Source organism: Arthrobacter globiformis, assembly GCF_030818015.1.
GTDB classification, from domain to species: Bacteria; Actinomycetota; Actinomycetes; order Actinomycetales; family Micrococcaceae; genus Arthrobacter; species Arthrobacter globiformis_C.
Genome location: NZ_JAUSZX010000001.1, coordinates 1,118,382 through 1,141,459, shown reverse-complemented (window position 1 = coordinate 1,141,459; position 23,078 = coordinate 1,118,382). Strand labels below are relative to the sequence as shown.

21 protein-coding genes, 1 tRNA gene, 1 pseudogene and 1 riboswitch are annotated in these 23,078 nt (G+C 66.5%); of the genes and pseudogenes, 8 read left to right on the top strand and 15 right to left on the bottom strand.

Going from position 1 to position 23,078, the window contains the following annotated elements; genetic code table 11:
• Positions 1 to 92: 92 nt before the first annotated feature.
• Positions 93 to 923: a DNA/RNA non-specific endonuclease gene (locus tag QFZ23_RS05335; RefSeq protein ID WP_306921060.1), complete on the bottom strand. Its 831-nt coding sequence runs from the start codon at positions 921 to 923 to the stop codon at positions 93 to 95.
• A 71-nt stretch (positions 924 to 994) separates the two neighbouring features.
• Here QFZ23_RS05335 and QFZ23_RS05330 point away from each other — a divergent pair, with 71 nt between their 5' ends.
• A complete protein-coding gene (locus QFZ23_RS05330) occupies positions 995 to 1,567 on the top strand; it encodes a TspO/MBR family protein (RefSeq protein ID WP_306921058.1) in 573 nt (190 codons plus the stop codon).
• A gap of 27 nt (positions 1,568 to 1,594) precedes the next feature.
• On the opposite strand, the gene QFZ23_RS05325 is transcribed toward QFZ23_RS05330, so the two are convergent.
• The 6 genes from QFZ23_RS05325 to QFZ23_RS05300 all read right to left on the bottom strand — a co-directional run bounded on the left by QFZ23_RS05325 (position 1,595) and on the right by QFZ23_RS05300 (position 10,710).
• Positions 1,595 to 2,992 carry an L-serine ammonia-lyase gene (locus QFZ23_RS05325; protein WP_306921057.1) on the bottom strand — a complete coding sequence of 466 codons (1,398 nt, stop codon included), beginning with the start codon at positions 2,990 to 2,992 and terminating at the stop codon, positions 1,595 to 1,597.
• Between the two features lie 348 nt (positions 2,993 to 3,340).
• Positions 3,341 to 4,642 carry a serine hydroxymethyltransferase gene (glyA, locus tag QFZ23_RS05320; protein WP_306921055.1) on the bottom strand — a complete coding sequence of 434 codons (1,302 nt, stop codon included), beginning with the start codon at positions 4,640 to 4,642 and terminating at the stop codon, positions 3,341 to 3,343.
• Positions 4,643 to 4,671: 29 nt separating this feature from the next.
• Positions 4,672 to 5,055, bottom strand: a complete 384-nt coding sequence (gcvH, locus tag QFZ23_RS05315; RefSeq protein ID WP_306921053.1) for a glycine cleavage system protein GcvH — start codon at positions 5,053 to 5,055, stop codon at positions 4,672 to 4,674.
• A gap of 519 nt (positions 5,056 to 5,574) precedes the next feature.
• Positions 5,575 to 6,738: a glycine cleavage system aminomethyltransferase GcvT gene (gcvT, locus tag QFZ23_RS05310; protein ID WP_306921050.1), complete on the bottom strand. Its 1,164-nt coding sequence runs from the start codon at positions 6,736 to 6,738 to the stop codon at positions 5,575 to 5,577.
• Positions 6,739 to 6,865: 127 nt separating this feature from the next.
• Positions 6,866 to 9,724, bottom strand: a complete 2,859-nt coding sequence (gene gcvP, locus QFZ23_RS05305; protein WP_373427847.1) for an aminomethyl-transferring glycine dehydrogenase — start codon at positions 9,722 to 9,724, stop codon at positions 6,866 to 6,868.
• Between the two features lie 189 nt (positions 9,725 to 9,913).
• Positions 9,914 to 10,012: riboswitch (glycine riboswitch) on the bottom strand.
• 158 nt (positions 10,013 to 10,170) lie between these two features.
• On the bottom strand, positions 10,171 to 10,710 hold the full coding sequence (locus QFZ23_RS05300) for a TetR/AcrR family transcriptional regulator (RefSeq protein ID WP_306921046.1): 540 nt from the start codon (positions 10,708 to 10,710) through the stop codon (positions 10,171 to 10,173).
• A 66-nt stretch (positions 10,711 to 10,776) separates the two neighbouring features.
• Here QFZ23_RS05300 and QFZ23_RS05295 point away from each other — a divergent pair, with 66 nt between their 5' ends.
• Complete coding sequence (locus QFZ23_RS05295) at positions 10,777 to 12,336, top strand: MFS transporter (RefSeq protein ID WP_306921044.1); 1,560 nt, start codon at positions 10,777 to 10,779, stop codon at positions 12,334 to 12,336.
• A gap of 114 nt (positions 12,337 to 12,450) precedes the next feature.
• On the opposite strand, the gene QFZ23_RS05290 is transcribed toward QFZ23_RS05295, so the two are convergent.
• On the bottom strand, positions 12,451 to 12,930 hold the full coding sequence (locus QFZ23_RS05290) for a Dps family protein (RefSeq protein WP_306921042.1): 480 nt from the start codon (positions 12,928 to 12,930) through the stop codon (positions 12,451 to 12,453).
• A 215-nt stretch (positions 12,931 to 13,145) separates the two neighbouring features.
• Here QFZ23_RS05290 and QFZ23_RS05285 point away from each other — a divergent pair, with 215 nt between their 5' ends.
• The 3 genes from QFZ23_RS05285 to QFZ23_RS05275 are packed head-to-tail and all read left to right on the top strand — an operon-like array spanning position 13,146 to position 16,798.
• A complete protein-coding gene (locus QFZ23_RS05285) occupies positions 13,146 to 14,195 on the top strand; it encodes a nitrilase-related carbon-nitrogen hydrolase (protein WP_306921041.1) in 1,050 nt (349 codons plus the stop codon).
• Positions 14,192 to 15,217 carry an agmatine deiminase family protein gene (locus QFZ23_RS05280; RefSeq protein ID WP_306921039.1) on the top strand — a complete coding sequence of 342 codons (1,026 nt, stop codon included), beginning with the start codon at positions 14,192 to 14,194 and terminating at the stop codon, positions 15,215 to 15,217. The genes QFZ23_RS05285 and QFZ23_RS05280 overlap by 4 nt, the downstream gene beginning before the upstream one ends.
• Positions 15,218 to 15,229: 12 nt before the next feature.
• Entirely contained in the window at positions 15,230 to 16,798 is a 1,569-nt protein-coding gene (locus tag QFZ23_RS05275) for an APC family permease (RefSeq protein WP_306921038.1), read from the top strand.
• Positions 16,799 to 16,930: 132 nt separating this feature from the next.
• Here QFZ23_RS05275 and QFZ23_RS05270 read toward each other — a convergent pair whose 3' ends face one another.
• The 3 genes from QFZ23_RS05270 to QFZ23_RS05260 all read right to left on the bottom strand — a co-directional run bounded on the left by QFZ23_RS05270 (position 16,931) and on the right by QFZ23_RS05260 (position 18,442).
• A complete protein-coding gene (locus QFZ23_RS05270) occupies positions 16,931 to 17,479 on the bottom strand; it encodes an AMIN-like domain-containing (lipo)protein (protein ID WP_306921035.1) in 549 nt (182 codons plus the stop codon).
• Between the two features lie 329 nt (positions 17,480 to 17,808).
• Complete coding sequence (locus QFZ23_RS05265) at positions 17,809 to 18,111, bottom strand: DUF4193 domain-containing protein (protein WP_306921033.1); 303 nt, start codon at positions 18,109 to 18,111, stop codon at positions 17,809 to 17,811.
• A 103-nt stretch (positions 18,112 to 18,214) separates the two neighbouring features.
• Positions 18,215 to 18,442, bottom strand: a complete 228-nt coding sequence (locus tag QFZ23_RS05260; RefSeq protein WP_306921031.1) for a hypothetical protein — start codon at positions 18,440 to 18,442, stop codon at positions 18,215 to 18,217.
• A 209-nt stretch (positions 18,443 to 18,651) separates the two neighbouring features.
• Here QFZ23_RS05260 and QFZ23_RS05255 point away from each other — a divergent pair, with 209 nt between their 5' ends.
• A complete protein-coding gene (locus QFZ23_RS05255; RefSeq protein WP_306921030.1) occupies positions 18,652 to 18,999 on the top strand; it encodes a hypothetical protein in 348 nt (115 codons plus the stop codon).
• An 84-nt stretch (positions 19,000 to 19,083) separates the two neighbouring features.
• On the opposite strand, the gene QFZ23_RS05250 is transcribed toward QFZ23_RS05255, so the two are convergent.
• From QFZ23_RS05250 to QFZ23_RS05235, 4 genes and pseudogenes are all read right to left on the bottom strand, one after another.
• A complete protein-coding gene (locus QFZ23_RS05250; RefSeq protein WP_306921028.1) occupies positions 19,084 to 19,281 on the bottom strand; it encodes an aldehyde dehydrogenase family protein in 198 nt (65 codons plus the stop codon).
• Positions 19,282 to 19,307: 26 nt separating this feature from the next.
• Positions 19,308 to 19,355 (bottom strand): annotated as a pseudogene (locus QFZ23_RS05245) (hypothetical protein); the annotation flags it as partial.
• Between the two features lie 74 nt (positions 19,356 to 19,429).
• A tRNA-Thr gene (locus QFZ23_RS05240) sits at positions 19,430 to 19,503 on the bottom strand.
• A 145-nt stretch (positions 19,504 to 19,648) separates the two neighbouring features.
• On the bottom strand, positions 19,649 to 20,539 hold the full coding sequence (locus QFZ23_RS05235) for a DsbA family protein (protein ID WP_306921026.1): 891 nt from the start codon (positions 20,537 to 20,539) through the stop codon (positions 19,649 to 19,651).
• A gap of 179 nt (positions 20,540 to 20,718) precedes the next feature.
• Here QFZ23_RS05235 and otsA point away from each other — a divergent pair, with 179 nt between their 5' ends.
• Together otsA and otsB are read left to right on the top strand one after the other, a co-directional pair.
• Positions 20,719 to 22,245: an alpha,alpha-trehalose-phosphate synthase (UDP-forming) gene (gene otsA, locus QFZ23_RS05230; protein ID WP_373427846.1), complete on the top strand. Its 1,527-nt coding sequence runs from the start codon at positions 20,719 to 20,721 to the stop codon at positions 22,243 to 22,245.
• Positions 22,235 to 23,065 carry a trehalose-phosphatase gene (otsB, locus tag QFZ23_RS05225; RefSeq protein WP_306921024.1) on the top strand — a complete coding sequence of 277 codons (831 nt, stop codon included), beginning with the start codon at positions 22,235 to 22,237 and terminating at the stop codon, positions 23,063 to 23,065. Before otsA ends, otsB begins: the two co-directional genes overlap by 11 nt.
• Positions 23,066 to 23,078 lie beyond the last annotated feature (13 nt).

Sequence of the window (23,078 nt, the reverse complement as noted above, 5' to 3'; positions counted from 1 at the left end):
CTTCGCTTACGTTTCGTGCAGATGCCGGAGGAGCAGCCTCAAGTCTATCCGTCCGGCTTCCCGTACCGCTTGCCGCGGGCCCGTGATCCTGGTCAGAGCCGCACCTGCCGAAGGTCCGTGAGCGCAATCGCTGCCGGCCCCGGGCCGCCTTCCGGAATGCCGGCGGTGAACCGGTCGGCGTCGGCGAGGCGCGTCAGCACCATGCCGGTCAGGGCAGCGATTTGCGGAATGGGGACCTGGAAGGTCCGGTAGGGCCCCAGCGGCGGTGGCTCGTCCGCCAGCAGGCGTTCCCTGACAACCCGGGCCAGTTCCTCCGGGCCCAGCAGCGGGGACTGGTCCAGCAGGAAGCCAGCCGCGGCCAGCCGTCCATCCGTGGTCCAGGCCGCGATCTTCCAGAACTTCCGGGGGATCTGGATGCCCCGGTACGGCAGGTCGCCGGCGTCGAGGACGGGTCCGGTGAAGACGCTGATCCTGGCGTCGTATTGGCCGGCATGGTTGAGCACGTGGTCCTCCAGACCAGCCCAGAGTTCCTTGCCCTGGTTGAATGCTGCTGCCTGCGGCGCCGCATTCGGGTATGTGAAGGTGTCCTGGTTTGCGGTCAGCGCGGTGCTGTCATCACCCCAGACGGGGTCCAGGCGGCGGACAAGGTGGCCCCGGTCCAGGTCGTTGTGCTGGTAAACATCGGGTCCGGTCTGGAGCCCCCGCGGCACCCGGGGGTCGTAGTGCCAGGTTCCCTCGCGCCCAAGCGGTACCAGTGCTTGTCCGTCGATGTTGACGCCGGTCACGGCTGCGAGCCTGCGTGCCGGCAACAGCCGCACCGAGAAGTGGGTGTAGTCGAGGAGGATGGTGGGCGCCTCCGGGCCCGGCAGCTCAAGGGCCTCGCGCAGGAAGCCGGGATCGTAGCCTTCGCCCATGGTTCCCATGGTGGCACGCCATCCTGACAATCCGGCGTTCCCGCCTTGACTCCGGCTGTGCCCCTGGCAACTGTAGAGCAATGGAAAGCAGGGACCGCGGGCCAGCCGCGGAAGCCGGAAGAGGCGCCAGCAGCAGGAGTGACGGCGCGCAGCCCAAGCCGCGGCCCACCGCCGTCGAACTGGCCGCACTCCTGTTGTTCCTGGCAGCCAGCGCCCTGGTGGCCTGGCTGGGTTCGCAGGCGACCATCAGCAATGTCACCGGCTGGTATGCGGCGGCCAACAAGGCGCCGTGGTCCCCGCCCAACTGGGTGTTCGGGCCGGTTTGGACCGTGCTGTACACCGCCATGGCGGTGGCGGCCTGGCTCGTTTGGCGGAGCCGTAGCCCGAACCGCCGGGCTGCGCTCACCGTTTACAGCGTGCAGCTTGCCTTGAACCTGGCGTGGACGCCCGTCTTCTTCGGGCTGTTTCCGGTGTGGGGTTCGGCCGCCCTCTGGCTGGCGCTGGGCGTCATCATTGCGCTTGCGCTTGCCGTCGCCACCGCCGTGCTGCTGTTCGGGCCGATCCGCCGCACTGCCGGCCTGCTGATGCTGCCCTACCTGTCATGGGTCATCTTCGCGGCGAGCCTCAACCTGTGGGCCGCCGCCAACAATTAGGCACCGGGTCAACCGCCGATTAGGCGGTCAGCACTCGACGACGTTGACCGCAAGTCCGCCCATGGCGGTTTCCTTGTACTTCGAACTCATGTCCCGGCCGGTCTCCCGCATGGTCACGATGACCTCGTCCAGCGAGACCCGGTGCGAACCGTCACCCCACAACGCCATCTTCGCGGCGTTGATGGCCTTGGCAGCGGCGATCGCATTGCGTTCGATGCAGGGCACCTGCACCAGCCCGCCGATCGGGTCGCAGGTCAGGCCCAGGTTGTGCTCCATGGCGATTTCCGCGGCGTTCTCCACCTGCGCGGGTGTGCCGCCCATGACCTCGGCAAGCCCGGCGGCGGCCATCGACGACGCCGATCCCACCTCGCCCTGGCAGCCCACCTCCGCGCCGGAAATGGACGCCTGCTCCTTGTACAGCACCCCGACGGCGCCCGCGGCGAGCAGGAAACGGACCACCACGTCGTCGCGGTCTTCCTGGCGGGCCTTATCCATCCCGGGGGCAAAGTACAGCGCGTAGTACAGCACCGCCGGGATGATGCCCGCGGCGCCGTTGGTGGGGGCGGTGACCACGCGCCCGCCGGAGGCGTTTTCCTCATTGACGGCCAAGGCGATGAGGTTGACCCATTCCTGCCAGTACTTGGGGTCCCGGTCCTTGTCCTCCTTCAGGAGGCGTTCGTGCCAGTCGGGAGCACGACGGCGGACCTTCAGTCCGCCGGGCAGCAGCCCCTCCCGCTTCAGGCTCACCTCCACGCAGCCTTCCATCACCGAATAGATGTGGAGCAGGCCTTCGCGGATGTCCTCCTCGGACCGGGAAGCGCGTTCGTTGACCAGCATGATGTCGGCGATGGACAGGCCCTGGGCGCGGCAGTGCTCCAGCAGTTCCGCGGCGGTGCGGAACGGCAGGGGCAGTTCCTTCTTCGATTCCTCCAGCTCCTGCTGGGCCGCGTCCTCCTCGCCCTCGCGGACAATGAAACCGCCGCCCACGGAGAAGAACGTCGCCTTCCGGAGCTCGGAGCCGGCGGCATCAAACACCGTGAACGTCATGCCGTTGGTGTGCCGGGGCAGCACGGTCAGCGGCCGCAGCACCATGTCCGCCACGCCATAGGGCAGCGGAACCGATCCGGCCAGCTGCAGCGTCCCGGTCTCCGCGATCGACGCCAGCCGTGCTTCCACCTCATCGGGCAGGATCAGCTCGGGGTGGTAACCCTCCAGGCCAAGCAGGATCGCCGTCATGGTTCCGTGCCCGTGCCCCGTCGCCGCGAGCGAGCCGTACAGGTCCACCCGCAAGGAGGCCACGTTTTTCAGCTTGCCGGAGGACTTCAGCTCCTCCGAGAACACCGCGGCGGCCCGCATCGGGCCCACCGTGTGTGAACTGGACGGTCCTATTCCGATGGAAAAAAGGTCAAAGACTCCAACGGCCATAAATCAATCCTAACTAGACATGTCATCGGGTTGGGTGGGAGGTGACCGAATTCCTCCGCGTGCTGCTCCTTCGTCGCTTTGACGCACGCTTCCGGAATCCACTCACCTCCCATCCGCCGGTCACCACACTGCACATTCACTGGCGGTAGGAACTCTGAAGGAGGTGAGCCGACGGGGCCCCTTTGGGGCCGGCATCCGGAAGCGTTCTCCCCACCGTCTCCCTAACCTCGCAAGCTCAGCCAGGGAACCCGGAGGGTGTGGCCCCGAGGGAGCGTCACGTCCACTCAGCGGGCGTCTTCGCGACCGAGCACGCGGAGGATGCTGGCCCCAACGGGCCAACGGTGACCGTCAGCCAAGTGCCGCCACGCCCGGGTAGAGCGGGTGCGCGGCGGCGAGTGCCTCCACACGGTGACGCAGGCCGGACAGGTCCGCGCCGGCGTCGGCCGTCAGGGCTTCGGCGATGATGTCCGCAACCTCGGCGAAGGCGGCCTCACCGAAGCCGCGGGTGGCCAGCGCAGGCGTGCCGATGCGCAGCCCGGAGGTGACCATCGGAGGGCGGGGATCGAACGGCACCGCGTTGCGGTTGACCGTGATGTCGATTTCCGCGAGGCGGTCCTCGGCCTGCTGTCCGTCCAGCTCGCAGTTGCGCAGGTCCACCAGGACCAGGTGCACGTCGGTGCCGCCGGAGATCACGTTGATCCCCTTGGCGGTGACGTCCGGCTGGACCAGGCGCTCGGCCAGAATCCGTGCACCGGCGAGCACGCGCTCCTGGCGTTCCTTGAACTCGTCGGATGCGGCGATCTTGAACGCCACAGCCTTGCCCGCGATGACGTGCTCCAGCGGACCGCCCTGCTGGCCCGGGAACACGGCCGAGTTGATCTTCTTGGCGACGTCAGCGTCGTTGGTCAGGATGATGCCACCGCGCGGACCGGCCAGGGTCTTGTGCGTGGTGGATGTGGTGACGTGCGCGTGCGGGACCGGCGACGGGTGCAGGCCCGCAGCCACCAGGCCGGCGAAGTGCGCCATGTCCACCATCAGGTAGGCGCCCACGGAGTCGGCAATCCGGCGGAACTCGGCAAAGTCCAGCTGCCGGGCGTAGGTGGACCAGCCGGCGACGATCAGCTGCGGCTTGTGTTCCTGGGCCAGGCGCTCCACCTCGGCCATGTCGATCCGGTGGTCCTCTTCGCGGACCTGGTACGGGATCACGTTGTACAGGCGGCCGGAGAAGTTGATCCGCATGCCGTGGGTCAGGTGGCCGCCGTGGGCCAGGTTCAGGCCCATGATGGTGTCGCCCGGCTTGATGAGGGCGTGCATCACCGATGCGTTGGCCTGGGCGCCGGAGTGCGGCTGCACGTTCGCGTACTCGGCGCCGAACAGGGCCTTGACGCGGTCGATCGCCAGCTGCTCGATCACGTCCACGTGCTCACAGCCGCCGTAGTAGCGCTTGCCCGGGTAGCCCTCGGCGTACTTGTTGGTCAGCACCGACCCCTGTGCCTGCATCACGGCCGCGGCGGTGTGGTTCTCCGACGCGATCATCTCCAGGCCCGAGCGCTGGCGGCCGAGCTCGTCATCGATCTTGGCCGCGATCTCCGGGTCCAGCTCCGCGAGGTCAGCGTTCAGGCTCGCGGATACGACCTGCTCGAAAGCCACGGTCTCTGTGCCTGCGGCACCTGCCGCGCTCACAGCTCGCCGCCGTTCTTGGAGGCGTATTCCTCGGCCGACAGCAGCGGGCCCTCGGAATCAGCGGCCACCTTGAACAGCCAGCCGGCGCCGTACGGGTCATTGTTGATCAGGGCGGGGTCCTCGACGACGACCGGGTTGATCTCCGTAACCTCACCCGTCACCGGGGAGTACAGGTCCGAGACCGACTTGGTGGACTCCACCTCGCCGCAGGTCTCCCCCGCGGTCACGGCCGAGCCGACCTCGGGAAGGTCCACGTAGACGATGTCGCCGAGGGCGTCAGTGGCCACGGCAGAAATGCCAATGGACACAACGTTCCCATCCTCGCGGGAGACCCACTCGTGTTCGTCGGAGTACTGCAGTTCAGGGGCAACTTTTGCCATTTCGTTCCTTATTCTCGTTGCTGCTGTGGTCGGGTTGGGAGGCGGGTGACCGAATTCCTCCGTGAGCTCGGTCGCGAAGGCGCCCGCTGAGCGGACGCGACGCTCCCTTAGACGCTCACTTCCGGAATCCAGTCACCCGCCGTCTCCGGCCGTCAGTTCCGGAAGGGAACAAACGGCAGTGAAAGATAAAGCGGTTCTCCGGTCGATTTCTTGGCCTCGAGTGTTCGGCAAGCTCAACCCCCAATGATCGAGCTTGCCGTAGCCGCCGATTCGGACAAGCCAACCCCCGGCAGGCGGCTCATCCCCCAGCACCTTTGGCTGCCGAAGGCGCTGGTCCCGGCTGCGGTTTTGTCCTGTTACTACCGATGGTGAGCTGCCCTCGAGGGGCTGGCTGGCCGCGGTTTTCGAAAGCGTGCGTCAAAGCGACGAAGGAGCAGCACGCGTGAAAACTGGGGCCCGCCGGCCCCGGAGCCGGGGAGGATTTCGCCGCTGGTTTCGACAGGCTCAACCGGCGCCGTGCTACTTTTGGCGCTTGTAGAAAGGCAGTGCGACCACTTCGAACGGCTCCGCCTTACCCCGCAGGTCGATGTCCAGTGCTGTGCCGGGCTCGGCGTAGGCGACGGCGACGTACGCCATGGCGACCGGGTAGCCGAGGGTCGGGCTGGGCTGGCCGGAGGTGACTTCGCCGACGACGTTGCCGTCCTTGAGAACCGGGTAGTGCCCGCGGCCGGCGCGGCGGCCCAGGCCTTTGAGGCCCACGAGCTTGCGGCCCGAGGTGGATCCCGCTCCGGCTTCCTTCTTGGCGGCCAGCGCGGCCTTGCCTACGAAGTCACCTTCCTTGGACAGCGCGACGACGGGACCCAGGCCGGCAGCGAACGGGTCGCCTTCCAGGGAGAGCTCGTTGCCGTACAGCGGCATGCCGGCCTCAAGGCGGAGCGAATCGCGGGAGGCGAGGCCGGACGGCGTCAGCTCCCCCTCCTCCGCGATGGCGACGATGGACTGCCAAAGGGCAGCGGCGTCGTCGTTCTCCACGAAAATCTCGAAACCGTCCTCGCCGGTGTAACCGGTGCGGGCCAGCAGCAGGTTCCGGCTGGCGCCCCCCACCAGGAAGGAAACCTCGACGGCGGCGTAGTACTTCAGACCGGTAACGAGCTCGTGCTGGGCTGCGGGAACCAGTCGGAGGAGGATCTCCTCGGCCTTGGGACCCTGCACCGCGATCAGCGACGTCTCTGCGGAGGCGTCCTCGACGGCGGTGTCGAACCCGCCTTCCTTGGCAGAACCAGCCCGCTGCACCAGTGCCTCGGCCACCACCTTGGCGTTGCCGGCGTTCGGGACCACCAGGAACCTGTCGGCGCCCTCAACCTCGGAGGGGCGGCGGTACACGATGAGGTCGTCGATGATGCCGCCGTCCTCGTTGCAGATCAGGGAGTACTTGGCCTTGCCGACGGCCATGGCGGAGATCTTGCCGGCCAGGGCGTAGTCGAGGAACGCTGCGGCATCCGGGCCGGTCACCCAGATTTCGCCCATGTGGGAGAGGTCGAAGATGCCGGCCGAGTTGCGGACGGCGTGGTGCTCCGCCAGTTCAGAGCCGTACTTGAGCGGCATCTGCCAGCCGCCGAAGTCAGTGAACGAGGCGCCCAGCTTCTTGTGCTCCTCGTAAAGGGCAGTGTAGTTCTCAGTCATTGAGGAATCCTTTATGTGCGGGTTGAGCCTGTTGGACCCGGGGTTTCAGTCCCCACCCGTTCCCTGGCCTCGCAGGCTCGGCCAGGGAACGTGCCGGTCGTGGGCCCGGCTCAACCACCGGACGAATCTAGTTCTCGAAGGCTTCGATCGGCGGGCAGGAGCAGATCAGGTTCCGGTCGCCGGCTGCGCCGTCGATGCGGCCCACCGGCGGGAAGTACTTGTCCTGCTTGAGCGAGTGCACGGGGAAGACGGCCTGCTCGCGCGGGTAGGCGCGGTCCCAGTCGGAGCTGATCGCAGCGGCCGCGGTGTGCGGTGCGTTGCGCAGCGGGCTGTTCTCCACGGTGAAGTCGCCGTTTGCCACCTGGTCGATCTCGCCGCGGATGGCGATCATGGCCTTGATGAACCGGTCGATCTCGCCCAGGTCCTCGGACTCGGTGGGCTCCACCATCAGCGTGCCCGCGACCGGGAACGCCAGGGTGGGCGCGTGGAAGCCGTAGTCGATCAGGCGCTTGGCCACGTCCTCGGCGGTCACGCCGGTCTTGGCCGTGAGTTCGCGCAGGTCCAGGATGCACTCGTGCGCCACCAGGCCGCCTTCGCCCGTGTAGAGCACAGGGAAGAAGTCGTTGAGGCTGGCGGCCACGTAATTAGCGGCGAGCAGCGCGGACTTGGTGGCCTCGGTCAGGCCGCTGCCGCCCATGAGCTTCACGTAGGCCCAGGAGATCGGCAGTACGCCGGCAGAGCCGAAGCGCGAGGCGGAGATCGGAACGTCGTTTCCTTCGGTCCAGGTTGCCGCATCGCCCGGCATGAATGGAGCCAGGTGCGCCTTTGCCGCAACGGGACCGACGCCGGGGCCGCCGCCGCCGTGCGGGATGCAGAAGGTCTTGTGCAGGTTCAGGTGCGAGACGTCGCCGCCGAACTTGCCGGGCTGGGCCAAGCCCACGAGCGCGTTGAGGTTGGCCCCGTCGATGTACACCTGGCCGCCGGCCGCATGGATGGCGTCGCAGACCTCGCGGACGTCGGCGTCGTAAACGCCGTGCGTGGACGGGTAGGTGATCATGATGCAGGAGAGCGCATCCCGGTGCTGCTCGATCTTCGCGTACAGGTCAGCGTGGTCGATGGTGCCGTCGGCGGCGGTGGCCACGACGACCACCTTCATGCCGGCCAGCACGGCCGAGGCCGCGTTGGTGCCGTGCGCCGAGGCGGGGATCAGGCAGACGTTGCGCTGCTGATCGCCGCGGGAGAGGTGGTAGCCGCGGATGGCCAGCAGGCCGGCAAGCTCGCCCTGGGAACCGGCGTTGGGCTGGATGGACACCTGGTCGTACCCGGTGATCTCGGTCAGCTGCGCCTCGAGGTCGGCGATCAGTTCGCGCCAGCCCTCGGTCTGGGAATCCGGGGCGAACGGGTGGATCGAGGCGAACTCCGGCCACGAAATGGCTTCCATCTCCGCCGTCGCGTTCAGCTTCATCGTGCAGGAACCCAGCGGGATCATGGTGCGGTCCAGCGCCAGGTCGCGGTCGGAAAGCTTGCGGATGTAGCGCAGCAGCTGGGTCTCCGAGCGGTGCGTGTTGAACACCGGGTGCTGCAGGTACGCGGAGGAACGCTCGACGGCGGCGTCCAGGGCGAAACCGTCAGTCGCCTCCACTGCCCTGGCACCGAAGGCAGCGAGAAGGTCGGCCACGATGGCCGGCGTCGTGGTTTCATCGGTGGAGATGCCAACGGTGTCGGCGTCGATGCTGCGAAGGTTGATGCCCTTCTGCTCGGCGGCGGCGATGATGCCGGCGGCCTTGCCCGGAACGGAAACCGTCACGGTGTCGAAGAAGCTGGTGTGCAGGACGTCCAGGCCGGCGGCCTTGAGCGACGCTGCCAGGGTCTTCGCGTGGCCGTGCGCGGTTTCGGCGATCGCCTTCAGGCCTTCCGGGCCGTGGTAGACGGCGTACATGGAGGCAACGATGGCCAGCAGTGCCTGCGCCGTGCAGATGTTGGACGTGGCCTTCTCGCGGCGGATGTGCTGCTCGCGGGTCTGCAGCGCCAGGCGGTAGGCGGGAACACCAGCGGAGTCCTTGGAGACGCCCACCAGGCGGCCGGGCAGGGAGCGTTCAAGGCCCTTCTGCACGGCCATGTAGGCCGCGTGCGGGCCTCCATAGAACAGCGGAACGCCCAGGCGCTGGGCGGAGCCGACGGCAATGTCCGCGCCCTGCTCGCCCGGGGGCGTGATCAGGGTCAGGGCGAGCAGGTCTGCGGCCACCGTCACCAGTGCGCCGCGTTCCTTGGCGGCGGCGATGACCTCACTGTGGTCGAAAACGCGGCCGGAGACACCGGGCTGCTGGAGGACAACGCCGTTGATGTCGCCGTCGGGCAGGCCCTGGGAGAGGTCCGCCACCTCCACCTCGAAACCGAGGGCTTCGGCGCGGCCCCTGACGATTGCAATGGTCTGCGGCAGGCAGTCCGCATCCAGGACCGTCTTGCCGTCGTGGGCGGTCTTGTTCTTGTTGGCCCGGCGCATCAGCAGCACAGCCTCGGCCACGGCCGTCGCTTCATCCAGCAGCGAGGCGTTGGCGATGGGCAGGCCCACCAGGTCCTGGACCATGGTCTGGAAGTTCAGCAGGGCCTCGAGCCGGCCCTGGGAGATCTCCGGCTGGTAGGGCGTGTACGCGGTGTACCAGGCGGGTGCCTCTAGGACGTTGCGGCGGATCACCGGGGGCGTCACGGTGTCGTAGTAGCCCTGGCCGATCATCTGGACGGCCGTCTTATTCTTGGCCGCAAGCTTCCGGAGCTCTGCCAGTGCTTCCACTTCGCTCAGGGCCGGCGCGAGCTCCAGCGCTGAGTCCTGGCGGATGTCGTTGGGCACTGCCGTATCAACCAGCGCGTCGACGGTGTCGTAGCCGACGGCCTTGAGCATGGCTTCGACGTCGGCCTGCCGGCGGGCGCCAATATGCCGGTCGACGAAGGACGAGGAGGCTGAATTAACGGTCAAAAGGAACTCCATAACTAAGGCGACGCAGGGTACGCCACATTGATTCGGGTTCCTCCCCGCTCTGTATTGGACCTGAGAGTTTCCGCGTTGCTGCGCTTTCGCACAGCTCCGCTTGCACCGTCGGTGAGCACAGCATGCCGTGAACCGTCCGCGCGAAGGCGGAACATTTCAAGCGGGCAGCCTGCTGCTTTCCAGAGTTGCCTTGCCGCGGCGGTACGTGGGCCTGAGAGATTCCTGGGGAGGTTTTGCTCCTACGGCGCCTGCTTGTACCTACTTGCAGGACTCTCCCGCCGCAGATCAAAGGCTTATTCAATTGAGCGGTGACAGCTGTCACAGAGGCTATTGTCCTACGCCGGGATCGCGTCTGCAAACTGTGGCGACGCGATCGGCCGGCCGCAGTGACAGGCGCCTACCGGAATCGTCGGAACGCCGCCTGAGGAGCGACGCCCGGACCCGGCCTACCCCCTGAGCCGGTCAAGAGCGGCAAGAAGGCTTTCGACGTCAGCCGCCGTCTCGGATGGCGTCGCCGCCGGCCCGACGGACAGCATGGCGTTGAAGTAGAGCCCGTCACCCATGTACAGGACCGCCTTGGCCAGGCCCGGCCCGACGTCGCGGGCGATCTCATCCAGCCACCGCTGCTGGATGTGGGCGAACCGGCGCCGCGTCTCCTCGTGCGCCACCTCGGCAAGCCTCGTCGCAGCCACGATGGCACGGTCCAGCGGGGTGTCCGCCCAGACGGACGATTTGATGAAGTAGGCTGCCGCACCCTCGGGAGCTGCAGCCATGGCCTGGGCATCCGCTTCCGCGAACTCCTCGAGGCGGTCCAGCAGGACACCGATCAGCGCTTCCTTGTTCGGAAAGTGGTACAGGAGCCCACCCTTGGAGACGCCGGCACGGGCGGCCACGGCATCAAGGGTGGCGGCGCGCTCCCCCACCTCGATCAGGAGGGATTCAAACGCATCGAGCACTGCGCCGCGGGCGACCGGTTTTCTGGGCATGGCTTCCATCATGCCGGTTCCAACCCAGGGTTTATAACTGTACCGTCTGGACGGTATAGTTATTTCATGACCCTGCACTCAACCCTTCGCCCGGAGCACACTTCCGCAAATCAGGCCAGCGGGGGCGGCGTGCGCGACTGGTTCGCCCTGGCCCTGCTCATGTTCCCGGTCCTCCTGGTGGCCGTGGACAACACTGCACTGACGTTCGCCCTTCCCGCGATCGCCCGCAGCCTCGACCCCTCAGGCGTGCAGCTTTTGTGGGTGGTGGATGCCTACGCCCTGGTCCTCGCCGGACTCCTCGTTGCCATGGGCAGCCTCGGCGACAGGATCGGGCGCCGTCGGCTGCTGCTGGTTGGAATTTCGGGCTTTGCGGTGGTCTCCGCGGCGTCGGCCTTCGCCCCGAGCGCCGAATGGCTCATTGCCGGCCGAGCGGCCCTCGGATTCTTCGGCGCCATGCTCATGCCATCTACGCTGTCACTGATCCGCAACGTCTTCCGGGAGCCGGGCAGGCGGAGGCTGGCCGTGGCCATCTGGGCCGCAGGGTTCTCCGGCGGCGCAGCGCTGGGGCCGATCTTTGGCGGCTGGCTGGTGGAGCACTTCTGGTGGGGCGCCGTCCTGCTCGTGGCCGTGCCCATTATGCTGCCGCCGCTGATTCTTGGCCGCTTCCTCATTCCGGAATCCAGGGATCCGAATCCGGGCCGCGTGGATCTGGCCAGCGTGGCACTGTCAATGCTGGCCATGGTGCCGGTGGTCTACGGCATCAAGGAACTGGCCACCCATGGACCCCGCCTGACGTCGTTCGGAGTTCTGGCGTTTGGCCTGGCCATGGGACTCGTGTTTGTCCGCCGCCAGCAGGCCCTCGCATCCCCCCTCCTGGACATGTCGCTGTTCAGGAACCGCGTGTTCAGCACGGCGATCACGGCAAACATCCTGGCGCTGTTCTCCTATAACGGCTTCATCCTGTTTCTGGCCCAGCACCTGCAGCTGCTCGAGGGCATGTCACCGTCGGAGTCGGGCACCGCCATGCTGCCGGCCCTGACGGCCACCGTGGTGGCGGGTTTGCTCGTGGTTCCGCTGGTCCGGAAGGTCCGGCCGGGCTTTGTGGTGGCCGCGGGACTGGCGCTGGGCGCCGCCGGTTACTGCATCGTGGCGTTTGGGGATCACGACGCCGGGCCCGCCGCGCTGCTGGCCGCCCTCCTCATTCTGGCGCTGGGTGTGGGTTCTGCCGAGACTATCTCGAACGATCTGATTCTGGGCGCCGTGCCGGCGGAAAAATCCGGCGCAGCTGCAGCCATTTCGGAGACCGGCTACGAAGTGGGCTCACTCCTCGGGACAGCCATCCTGGGGTCCATCCTGACCGCGTCATACCAGCAGCATCTCGCCCTGCCGGAGACCGTTGCCCAGGCAGTGCCGGCAGAGTCGGCGGACCAGGCCAGGGAGACCCTGGCGGGGGCCATGGAGCTCGCCGGGTCACTCCCGGCCCCGCTGGCCGAGGGGCTCACGGCGGCGGCCCGGGCCGCCTTCGATTCCGGCGTCCACATCACCGCGGCGATCGCGCTGGTCCTGATGGCAGGAGCGTCGGTGCTCGCCGCCGTCGCACTTCGCCGCGTCCCGCCAGCGAAGTAGCCGCACGCGGCACCTGGCACCGCACGGGCAGTAACTGCCACAGAAACGGACAGCCCTGGAGAAAGTTCTCCGGGGCTGTCCGTTGCCGTCGGCGCGGCATATCCCGCTGGTCGGCTACTTGCTGTCAGGGTGCGTGACGCTGGCCGACGCCTTCATGTTCTCGGCGCCAACCATCCACGCATACTGCTCGAGCTTTTCGATGAAGGTGTGCAGCAGGTCTGCGGTTGTGGGGTCTTCCTCATCCACCTCGTCATGGACCTTGCGCATGGTGCCTACGGCCGCTTCGAGCGCTGCCACAATGCGGTCGATCGCATCCTTGGTGTTGATCAGCCCGTCGGGGAACTGGGGAAGGTGGGTCGACTTCGCCACGGTGGCGCTGCGGCCGTCCGGCAGGGCGTGCAGGGCGCGCATGCGCTCCGCGATGTCGTCGGCAAAGGCCCGAGCGGCGTCCACGATCTCGTCGAGCTGAAGATGCAGATCCCTGAAGTTGGTTCCAACAATGTTCCAGTGCGCCTGCTTGCCCTGGATGTGCAATTCGATCAGGTCCGTCAGGACGGCCTGCATGTTGTTGGTCAGTGTCGGTGAAGCCTTCATGAATCCTCCTCGATTAGTCCAGTGGTTCCGACGCTACCGCAGCCGCCCCGGCTCGGGGAGCGCCTGCACCCGAATTTCACGATCAGCTTACTTACTACTTTGCGGGTCATAAATGATCCGCATTCAAAATGCCCTTGCCACACCCACGCTGCACGTGCATACTAAATGAACGTCATTCATTTAGTGACGCTCGTCTCACTGGAGTAATCATCATCATGATCGAAATAACCTGCCTCAACGCGCCTGCTTCCCTCGCCCGGACAGCGCCGTCCGGCCGTCCCGCCTTACGGGTGGGCGTTGTGCAGCACCGCTGGCACAGCAGCGCCGCCGCACTCCGCGCGGAACTCAACGACGGCATCGACCAGGCCGCCCGGCTGGGTGCCACCGTGGTGTTCTTGCCCGAGCTCACCCTCTCCCGCTACCCGGCAGACCAGGTTCCGGAAAATGACCTCGCACGGGAGGGCCAGGACCGGCCGCGCCCCTCCGACGCCGCGGAGGACCTGCTGACCGGCCCCACGTTCCGCTTTGCCGCCGAGGCCGCCCGCCGGAACGGCATCACCGTCCACGCATCGCTCTACCAACGCGCCGGCAACCCGGACGGCTCGGATGACGGCCTGGGCCTGAACACCTCCATCCTCGTGTCCCCGACCGGCGAACTCCTGGCCCGCACGCACAAGCTGCACATTCCGGTGACCGCCGGATACTACGAGGACAAGTTCTTCCGCCAAGGTCCTGCCGCGGAGGACGCCTACCAGGTCCACGCCCCGGCTGAGCTCGGCAACGCCCGGCTGGGCATGCCCACCTGCTGGGACGAGTGGTTCCCCGAACTGGCCCGCATGTACTCCCTCGGCGGCGCCGAACTGCTGGTGTACCCGACGGCGATCGGTTCCGAGCCGCTGTTCCCGGACTTTGACACCCAGCCGCTGTGGCAGCAGGTGATCGTGGGCAACGGCATCGCCAACGGCCTGTTCATGGTGGTCCCGAACCGCTGGGGCCAGGAGGGCAGCCTGAACTTCTACGGATCCTCCTTCATCTCGGACCCTTACGGCCGCATCCTGGTCCAGGCGCCCCGTGACGAGTCGGCGGTCCTCGTGGCCGACCTCGACCTCGACCAGCGCAAGGACTGGCTGACGCTGTTCCCGTTCCTGACCACCCGCCGCCCCGATACCTACGCCCGGCTCACTGAACCGGTCCGCCCCGAGGAACCGTTTGGCACGCCGGAGGCACTTGTGGCCCCAAGTTCAACCGCCGGAGTAAACGCGTGAGCAGGTGGCGCATGCCGGCCGAGACGGCGCGCCAGGAGCGGCTCTGGATGGCCTTCCCCACCGGCGGCTACACCCTCGGCGACACCGCGGAGGCGGCGCACGCCGCCCGGTCCGTCTGGTCCGCCGTCGCGAACGCCGCCGTCGAGTTTGAACCGGTCACCATGGTGGTGGACCCGTCCGACGTCGGGACCGCCGCACGCTATCTGTCCCCCGCCGTCGAGGTGCTGACGGCGGAACTCAACGACGCCTGGATGCGCGACATCGGCCCGACGTTTGTCCTGGACGGAAACGGCGCCCTGGGCGCCGTGGACTGGGTTTTCAACGGCTGGGGCGCCCAAGACTGGGCGCAGTGGGACAAGGACTCGCTGGTCGCCGCCGAGGTGGCCGGCCGGTCCAACGCCCGGCACCTCGTGTCCGAACTGGTTAACGAGGGCGGCGGAATCCAGGTGGACGGCGAGGGCACGGTCCTGGTCACCGAAACGGTGCAGCTTGATCCTGGCCGCAATCCCGGACTCAGCAAGGCCGACGTCGAGGCCGAATTGGCCAGGACCATCGGCGCCAAAAAGGTGATCTGGCTGCCGCGCGGGCTCACCCGTGACTCACAGCGGTTCGGAACGCGCGGGCACGTCGATATCGTTGCCGCCATCCCGTCCCCGGGCACCCTGCTGGTCCATTCCCAGCAGAACCCCGCCCACCCGGACTATGAGGTGAGCCGCGAAATCATCAGCTTCCTGTCCTCCACTGCGGATGCTGCGGGCCGGGAATGGTCCATCATCGAAGTCCCGGCGCCCGTTGCCCTGGCGGATCCGGAGGGCTTCGTCGACTACAGCTACATCAACCATGTGGTGGTCAATGGCGGAGTCATCGCCTGCACGTTCTCCGACCCCAACGACGAGAAGGCACTCCGCACCCTCGCGGATGCGTATCCCGGGCGCAAGGTGGTGGGCATCGATGCCCGCGAACTCTTCGCCCGCGGTGGGGGCATTCACTGCATCACCCAGCAGCAGCCCGCTGCCATCTAGAAAGGGCCAGTCATGAGCCAAACCACGCATGAGAGCATCCAGCCCGGCGGGAAGAGCGCTTCCCCGGCCGGCGAAGCAACGCACGGCATCACCGGGAAGGGCCTCAAGGGCGGGCAGCTGGGCCTCCTTGCCGTCGTCGTCCTGGGTATTTCCTCGGTGGCTCCGGCCTACAGCCTCACCAGTTCGCTGGGGCCCGCCGTCGGGGCCGTGGGAGTGCAGCTGCCAGCGATCTTTATCGTCGCGTTCATCCCAATGATCCTGGTGGCGTTCGCCTACCGCGAGCTCAACGCCGACTCCCCGGACAGCGGCACCACGTTCACCTGGGCGACAAAAGCGTTCGGCCCGTTCGTCGGCTGGATGGGCGGCTGGGGTCTGCTCGCCGCCAACATCATCGTTTTGTCCAATCTGGCAGGCGTCGCGGTGGACTTCTTCTACCTCTTCCTGGCGCAGGTGTTCAACAACCCCGAACTCGCGGACCTGACCTCCAACACGGCAGTCAATATTGCCACCTGCCTCGCGTTCGTGGCTCTCGCCGTCTGGGTCAGCTACCGGGGCCTGCACGCCACCAAGCTCGTGCAGTACAGCATGGTCGGTTTCCAGATCCTGGTCTTGGGTGTCTTCATCGTCATGGCGCTCACGCACGCAGCATCCGGCGACGCCGGTCCGTCCCTCGCGTTCAGTTGGGACTGGTTCAACCCCGCCAAGATCGAGAGCTTCGAGCAGTTCACCGCCGGCATGTCGCTCGCCGTCTTCGTCTACTGGGGCTGGGACGTGTGCCTGACCGTGAATGAGGAAACCAAGGGCGGCAGGGGCACGGCAGGCAAGGCGGGAACGACGACGGCGGTCGCGGTCCTGGCCCTCTACCTCGCCGTGATCGTGGCCACCATGATGGTGGCCGGCACCGGCGCCGACGGCATCGGCCTGAACAACCCGGACAACCAGTCGAATATCTTCGCTGCGCTGGCCTCGCCGGTGATGGGTCCGCTGGCCATCCTGATGTCGCTCGCCGTGCTCTCCGGCACCGCCTCGTCCCTGCAGTCCACCATGGCCTCCCCGGCACGCAGCCTGCTGGCGATGGGTCACTACGGCGCCCTGCCGCCGCGTTTCGCGTCGGTCAGCAAGCGCTTTGGGTCCCCCGGCTTCGCCACGCTTATCGCGGGCGGGATCTCCGGCGGCTTCTACGCCGTCATGAAGGTGGTCAGCGAGAACGTCCTCAACGACACCATCCTGGCGCTGGGCCTGATGATCTGCTTCTACTACGGCCTCACGGCATTCGCCTGCACGTGGTACTTCCGGCACAGCCTGTTCTCCAGCGTCCGCAACTTCTTTATGCGGCTGCTGTTCCCCATGGTGGGCGGACTGGTCCTCACCATCGTCTTCATCCAGACGGCCGCGGACAGCTGGGCCCCCGAGTTCGGCAGCGGTTCGGAGATCTTCGGTGTGGGGCTCGTGTTCGTGCTGGGCGTCGGAATCCTAGCCCTGGGGATCGTCGTCATGCTGGTGATGGCGCGGCTGCGGCCCGGCTACTTCCGCGGCGACACGATCCGCCAGGACACCCCCGCGCTGGTGGTGCCCGAATAACACCACTGTGAATGCGGCGATGCCCCGCCTCCCGGACCGGGAGGCGGGGCATCGCTGCTCTCATTGGAGCCAACCAGCGTCTCAGGGACCCCCTTGTCCCGTCAGCTGCCCAGCTCTCCTATCTCAGGCAACTCACCAGTAGTGGGCGACGTCGACGACGAGCCGGGAGCCGGATCCGGGGCCGTCCAGCGTGTACACCTTGAATGGCAGCCGGGCGCGGACGCCCAGGCCAAGGGTGGTGTAGCCCTCGAAGCTGCCGGCCCACGCCACCTGCCGGAACGTGTGGTACCCGGACACGTTGGTCACCTCGGACCGGTTGGCCGGAATGAAGGTGGCCTTGCCGGTGGCATTGTCATATGCCGGCGAGTTGATGGTGAGCTGCAGGAACGCCCCGCCGCGGAGCTTGAGCGGCTGGCCGGAGCCTTCCTGGGCCACCTCGGAAACGTAGCGGACGTTGTAGCCTTTGGCTTTGCCCTTGAGGTCGATCACGAGGCGGTCGAAGCAGTAGTGCTGCCCCGAGCGGACGTTGGTGACGGCTGCGGTGCTCATGGTCCGGTCCGCCTTCGCCAGCGAGCCCCACACCTGCCCGCAGTAGGAGGCTGCCGAGGCGGAGCCCGGAGCCAGCAGGCCGAGCCCAACAGCCATGAGGATGACTGTGAGCCAGGCGGGAATTCTTTTCATTTGGCCACCCCTTTCGGGTGAGTGGTTGGATACCTCCAGAGTAGGAGCGCCAAACGCCCTATACGAGGGTTGTGGCCGGTTCGGGGCGCAACCGTTAGCCTTGCGAATTACGGGTCACGAGGCCGTAATTCGCGGCGTACTTTTCAAGGCGTCGAGAGACGTTCGTGGCCCTTTCTCCACGTTTCCGTTACCAGGGATAACGGCGTTGGTGGGGAAAAAGCGAGGCGCCGGCCTCCCCGTGGGGAGCCGGCGCCTCGCGTGGCTTTGCTCTGGCGGCTGCCTGGCTATGAAGGCTGCCTGGCTGCAAAGCAGGTCTGCGTGTGGCAGTTTTAGCCTTCGCAGTCGTGGCAGTACTTCAGGCCGTTCTTTTCCTTTGCTACCTGGGACCGGTGACGGACCAGGAAGCAGGAGCCACAGGTGAACTCATCGGACTGCTCGGGAACGACGATGACCGTCAGTTCCTCGTTGGACAGATCGGCGCCCGGAAGGTCGATGCCCTCGGCGGTGTCGTTCTCGTCGAGGTCGATGACGGCGGTCTGGGCACCGCCGCCGCGGGACGCCTGGAGTGCCTCCAGTGATTCGGAGGGAGACTCTTCTTCTGTCTTGCGTGGGGCGTCGTAATCGGTAGCCATAGCGTTGTTCACTTTCGTTGCTGCACAGCGCCATTCAGGCACCTCAGTGAAGCAGTTTAGGTCATAAAGCGGCAACGTCAAGAATAGTGTGGCCAAGGCGACACTAATTGATCATTTCCGCCTGATCCGCCGCCTGGCTGGCGGCATTTCCATGCGTCCTCAGCACGTGGTCGCCCCCGAACGCGACCCCGCTGAGCGGAGGCAGCCACGCCCACCGCGTGACCTCCTGAAGGGCGTCGCTGGCCTGCTCGGCGGTGGCAGGAACCGGCGGGAAGAGCAGGGCGTCCGCGAGCGCCGCACGCATCCGGGTGAGCAACTCTGCGATGGTCATGGCGCAAAGCTATGTGGCCAGTGTTGTGGACTCGTTTCGGCCGCGTCTCCAAACAGTTAAACCATGTGCCCAGGTTGCCCATTCATGGAGCCACCGGGACGGGGTCCAACGGGGCCTGGGCCAAACCGCGGGGACTGGCGGGAGCGCCGTCGTCGGTCCTAGCCTTGAGCTGTTCCTGGATTTGACCACCCAGCAGGCGGAGGCACCACATGGCGACGAAACTGAACCGCAAGGCACTGGAGCACGCACGCAGCCTCGTGAAGAAGGGGAAGGTGGAGCGGGATGTCCGTGATGACTGGAGTGAACACGCGCCGTCAGCGGACGACGAGAACTCCTTTATCGACAAGCACGGCTTCGACGAGTTCTCGAAGTGGCATCTCGGCATTGATAAGGAGAAATCCGAGGGCACCAAGGGCAGCGTGAGTTTTCCTTTCGGGGACCTTAAGAAGGTCCACCGCTGCGCCATTATTTCGCTGGAGAGCCGGGCGGCGCAGTACGACCACGACGACATCCGCAAGGCCGCAAAGGACTTGCTGGAGGAGATTGACGCGGACTAACCGCAACGTCGTCTGCACGAGGGAAGCCCCTCCGTCCCGGCGAAGCGCCGGAACGGAGAGGCTTGCGGCCCTGTGGGACTGGTCTCAGCCGCGGTTGTACATGACGTGCTTGGTGCGGGAGAAGTCCTCCAGGGCATAGATGGAGAGGTCGCGGCCGTAGCCGGAGCCCTTGAAGCCGCCCCAGGGCACTTCGTTGGCGATGACCAGGTGCGAATTGACCCAGACGGTGCCGAAGTCGAGCCTGCCGGGACGGACAGTGAGCGGGCGGCGTTCGTGGTCCACACCGAGGCGGCAAGCCCATAAACGGTTTCGTTGGACCGGGTGATGGCCTCCTCGTCGGTGCTGAAGGTCTCCACCGACACCACCGGGCCGAAGATTTTCGGTGGAACTGTACGCGAGTACTAAACCGCAGGTCTAAGGAAAAAATGGGAGCCCCCTGTCGGATTCGAACCGACGACCCCCGCTTTACAAGAGCGGTGCTCTGGCCAACTGAGCTAAGGAGGCGTGCCCGTCAGGGCAGGCGCCGCTATGGCGCTAGATAAGGTTAGCCCAAGGACAGCCCGCCCGTAAAAACAGACGTGCGCCTAAAAGGAAAGGTGGCCCGGTATCCGGAAAATCCGGACGCCGGGCCACCGCCCAGAATGAACGCCTAGGCCTTGGCCTTGATGGCCGCCTCAACGAAGGCCGGGAATTCGGTCTGGGCGCTGTCGCCCTTGCCCCACTGCTTGCCGTCCACGAGGACAGTCGGCGTACCGCTCACGCCAATGGCTGCGGCTTCCTGGGTGGTGTACTTGACCCAGGGACGGTACGTCTTGTTCTCGACGCAGGAGTCGATGCTCTTGGCGCCGACGTCCGTGGCCAGCTTCTTCAGCTCGTCGTCGGAGAGCCCGGCGCTGCCCTCGGCTGGCTGGTTAGCGAACAGGGTGTCCACAAACGCCGAGTACTTCTCCGGGGATTCGTTCACCACGCATGCAGCGGCGTTGGCCGCACGCGAGGAGTAGTTGGTGGTGGAGCGGCTGTCCAGGAAGCCCAGGGCCCGGTACTCCACGGTGATCTTGCCTTCGTCACGGAGTTTCGTCAGGGTCTTGTTGTACGTCGCCTCGAAGTTCTTGCAGACGGGGCAGATGAAGTCGATGTATAGGACGACCTTCACCGGCTTGCCCTTTTCGGCTTCCGCGCCGGGCGCCGTGACGGTTGCAGGCGCCGAGGCTGCCGGCGAGGGAATGTCTGCGACGTTCACGTTGGCGGCGGCGGACTTTGCCACTTCGGCGCCCTTGAGCAGGGTGACGCCGCCGTGGACGTTGCCGTTGGCGGGAGTGGGGCCCTGGTCCGCCACCGGGGCGTTGCTCTTGAGGCTGGTGGTCACCACCAGCGCGACGACGGCAAGGATGGCCACGACGGCGACCACGATTCCCCAGCCAATGAGCAGTTTGTTCCGCTTGTCCTTCTTAAGCTGCGCCTCCCGGATTTCGCGGGCTTTCTCGCGGGCCTCGGCCGTGCGCTCTGCTTTGGACTTGCGGGGTTCGTTTGCGGGGCTCATTAGTTCCTCGTGTCGTACGGACAAGTGCGGGCCACCAGGGGCAACTCCCCCAGTTTAGGGGAGAACCCTGGAGCTTGCGCTTTCAAGTATTCGTTCCAGCCTGCCCAACGGACGAATGGCCCCTAAGATTCCGGCCCGATAGGGTTGATGAGAGTCACAAGCAACCTCAGGGAGCCCCAATGCACGGAGCCGTAAGCGACAAATCCGACACAAAAACGGAAAGCTCGGCGGTGCCCGGCGGCAGCTCGGACGCCACCAAGGACGGGACGAAGGACGCCACCAAGTACGACTTCATGGTGGTCTCCAACCGCCTGCCGGTGGACCGCTGCGCGCCCGGTGAGCCCGGCGATGACGGCTCCGGCTGGCGGCGCTCCCCGGGCGGCCTGGTGACCGCACTTGCTCCCATGATGACCCGGACCGACGGCGCCTGGGTGGGCTGGCACGGTGCCGCGGATGAGACAGTGGAGCCGTTCAGCCACGGCGGCATGGACCTTGTGCCGGTCCAGCTCAGCAGCGATGACGTTGAGCTGTATTACGAAGGGTTCTCCAATGCGACGCTGTGGCCCCTGTACCACGATGTCATCGCGCCGCCGGAGTTCCACAGAACCTGGTGGGACGCCTACCGCACGGTGAACAGAAGGTTCGCCGACGCCGTCGTCCGTACTGCCGATGAAGGCGCAACCGTCTGGGTGCAGGACTACCAGCTCCAGCTGGTGCCGCGGATGCTGCGCCAGGCGCGGCCGGACCTGAAGATCGGGTTCTTCAACCACATCCCCTTCCCGCCGCCGGAAATCTTCGCCCAGCTCCCCTGGCGCCAGGCCATCATCGACGGGCTGCTGGGGGCTGACCTGGTGGGCTTTCAGCGCAGCAGCGACGCCGGCAACTTCATGCGTTCGGCCCGGCGCTTCCTCGGCGCCAGCGTCAAGCAGCAGCAGGTCCACGTCAAGGACACCGCCGGCGATCTCACGCACATCGCCCGTGCCCAGGCCTTCCCCATTTCCATCGATGTCCAGCACATCACTGAACTGGCCCAGAAGCCCGAGATCATCGAACGCGCCCGCCAGATCCGGCAGGACCTCGGCAACCCCAAGACCATCCTGCTGGGCGTGGACCGGCTGGACTACACGAAGGGCATCGGCCACCGACTCAAGGCGTACGAGGAGCTCCTGAATGAGGGCCAGCTCAAGGTGGGCGATGCGACGCTGATCCAGGTTGCCAGCCCCAGCCGCGAGCGCGTGGAGCAGTACCGGCTCCTGCGTGAGGAGGTCGAGGGCACCGTGGGCCACATCAACGGCACCTACGACACCATCGAGAATACGGCCGTCCGCTACCTGCACCACAGCTATCCGGTGGAAGAGATGGTGGCCCTCTACCTGGCGGCGGACGTCATGCTGGTCACGGCCCTGCGCGACGGCATGAACCTCGTCGCCAAGGAGTACGTCACGGCCCGCACCAACAATGACGGCGCCCTGGTGCTCAGCGAATTCGCCGGCGCCGCAGACCAGCTCAAGCAGGCCCTGCTGATGAACCCGCACGACATCGACGGCCTGAAAGACGCCGTGATGCGGGCGGTGAAGATGTCCCCCAGGGAGTCTGCCCGCCGCATGCGCGCCATGCGCAAGCAGATCCTGGACCACGACGTCGACCACTGGTCGGCCGACTTCCTGAACGCCCTCAAGGAGAAGGTGATCCGCGATGACTCCTGACGCAGAGCACACCACCGGCGAAACGGGCAGTACCCGGCTGACGCTGTCCCCCGAACTGCTGGACGCGGTGCGCCGCATCGCAGGCACGGACCATCTGCTGGTGGCCATGGACTTTGACGGCACCATCTCCCCCATCGTGGACCACGCCGGGGACGCGCGCCCACTCCCCCGCTCGGCTGCCGCCTTCGCCGAACTGAGTTCCCTTCCGCGTACGACGACGGCACTTATCTCCGGGAGGGCACTGGACAGTCTGCGGGCGGTCGCCTCCCCGCCGGAGGAGACCCTGCTGATCGGGAGCCACGGCGCCGAGGCGTGGCTGGGTCCGGGTTCGGCGCCGCTGACCCTCGACCCCGAGCAGCTTTCGCTTCTCGACGAGGTCCGGGGCATCCTGACGGAGATCGTGGAACTCGCCCCAGGCACCGTCCTGGAGGAAAAGCCCGCCGGCGTTGTGCTGCACACACGGCTGGCGGCGGACGACGTTGCAGAGGATGCCGTCGCGGCCGCCCGCGCCGCACTCCAGGACCGCCAGGGCGTCTATCTCAAGAACGGCAAGCGCGTCCTGGAAACGTCCGTGGTACATGCATCCAAGGGTGAAGGCGTCGACTTCCTCCGCCAGGCCACCGGAGCCACCGGAGTACTGTTCGCCGGCGACGACACCACCGACGAGGACGCCCTGGCCCGCCTGGGGCAGCACGACGTCGGCGTGAAGGTGGGCCTTGACTTCACGCAGGCACAGTTCCGGGTGGAGGCCCCGGTCCATATCGCCGAACTCCTCGAGGCGCTGCTGCGGGAACGCCGGAAGGCCGTTACTCCCGCATAAACGCCTTTGTGCC

Coding starts and splice junctions, on each gene's coding strand:
- QFZ23_RS05300 (WP_306921046.1), bottom strand. CDS start 10,710: ATGCCCAGAAAACCGGTCGCCCGCGGCGCAGTGCTCGATGCGTTTGAA.
- QFZ23_RS05330 (WP_306921058.1), top strand. CDS start 995: ATGGAAAGCAGGGACCGCGGGCCAGCCGCGGAAGCCGGAAGAGGCGCC.
- gcvT (WP_306921050.1), bottom strand. CDS start 6,738: ATGACTGAGAACTACACTGCCCTTTACGAGGAGCACAAGAAGCTGGGC.
- QFZ23_RS05275 (WP_306921038.1), top strand. CDS start 15,230: ATGAGCCAAACCACGCATGAGAGCATCCAGCCCGGCGGGAAGAGCGCT.
- otsB (WP_306921024.1), top strand. CDS start 22,235: ATGACTCCTGACGCAGAGCACACCACCGGCGAAACGGGCAGTACCCGG.
- otsA (WP_373427846.1), top strand. CDS start 20,719: ATGCACGGAGCCGTAAGCGACAAATCCGACACAAAAACGGAAAGCTCG.
- QFZ23_RS05335 (WP_306921060.1), bottom strand. CDS start 923: ATGGGAACCATGGGCGAAGGCTACGATCCCGGCTTCCTGCGCGAGGCC.
- QFZ23_RS05235 (WP_306921026.1), bottom strand. CDS start 20,539: ATGAGCCCCGCAAACGAACCCCGCAAGTCCAAAGCAGAGCGCACGGCC.
- QFZ23_RS05285 (WP_306921041.1), top strand. CDS start 13,146: ATGATCGAAATAACCTGCCTCAACGCGCCTGCTTCCCTCGCCCGGACA.
- QFZ23_RS05265 (WP_306921033.1), bottom strand. CDS start 18,111: ATGGCTACCGATTACGACGCCCCACGCAAGACAGAAGAAGAGTCTCCC.
- QFZ23_RS05325 (WP_306921057.1), bottom strand. CDS start 2,992: ATGGCCGTTGGAGTCTTTGACCTTTTTTCCATCGGAATAGGACCGTCC.
- gcvP (WP_373427847.1), bottom strand. CDS start 9,724: ATGGAGTTCCTTTTGACCGTTAATTCAGCCTCCTCGTCCTTCGTCGAC.
- QFZ23_RS05290 (WP_306921042.1), bottom strand. CDS start 12,930: ATGAAGGCTTCACCGACACTGACCAACAACATGCAGGCCGTCCTGACG.
- QFZ23_RS05260 (WP_306921031.1), bottom strand. CDS start 18,442: ATGACCATCGCAGAGTTGCTCACCCGGATGCGTGCGGCGCTCGCGGAC.
- QFZ23_RS05255 (WP_306921030.1), top strand. CDS start 18,652: ATGGCGACGAAACTGAACCGCAAGGCACTGGAGCACGCACGCAGCCTC.
- QFZ23_RS05270 (WP_306921035.1), bottom strand. CDS start 17,479: ATGAAAAGAATTCCCGCCTGGCTCACAGTCATCCTCATGGCTGTTGGG.
- QFZ23_RS05295 (WP_306921044.1), top strand. CDS start 10,777: ATGACCCTGCACTCAACCCTTCGCCCGGAGCACACTTCCGCAAATCAG.
- gcvH (WP_306921053.1), bottom strand. CDS start 5,055: ATGGCAAAAGTTGCCCCTGAACTGCAGTACTCCGACGAACACGAGTGG.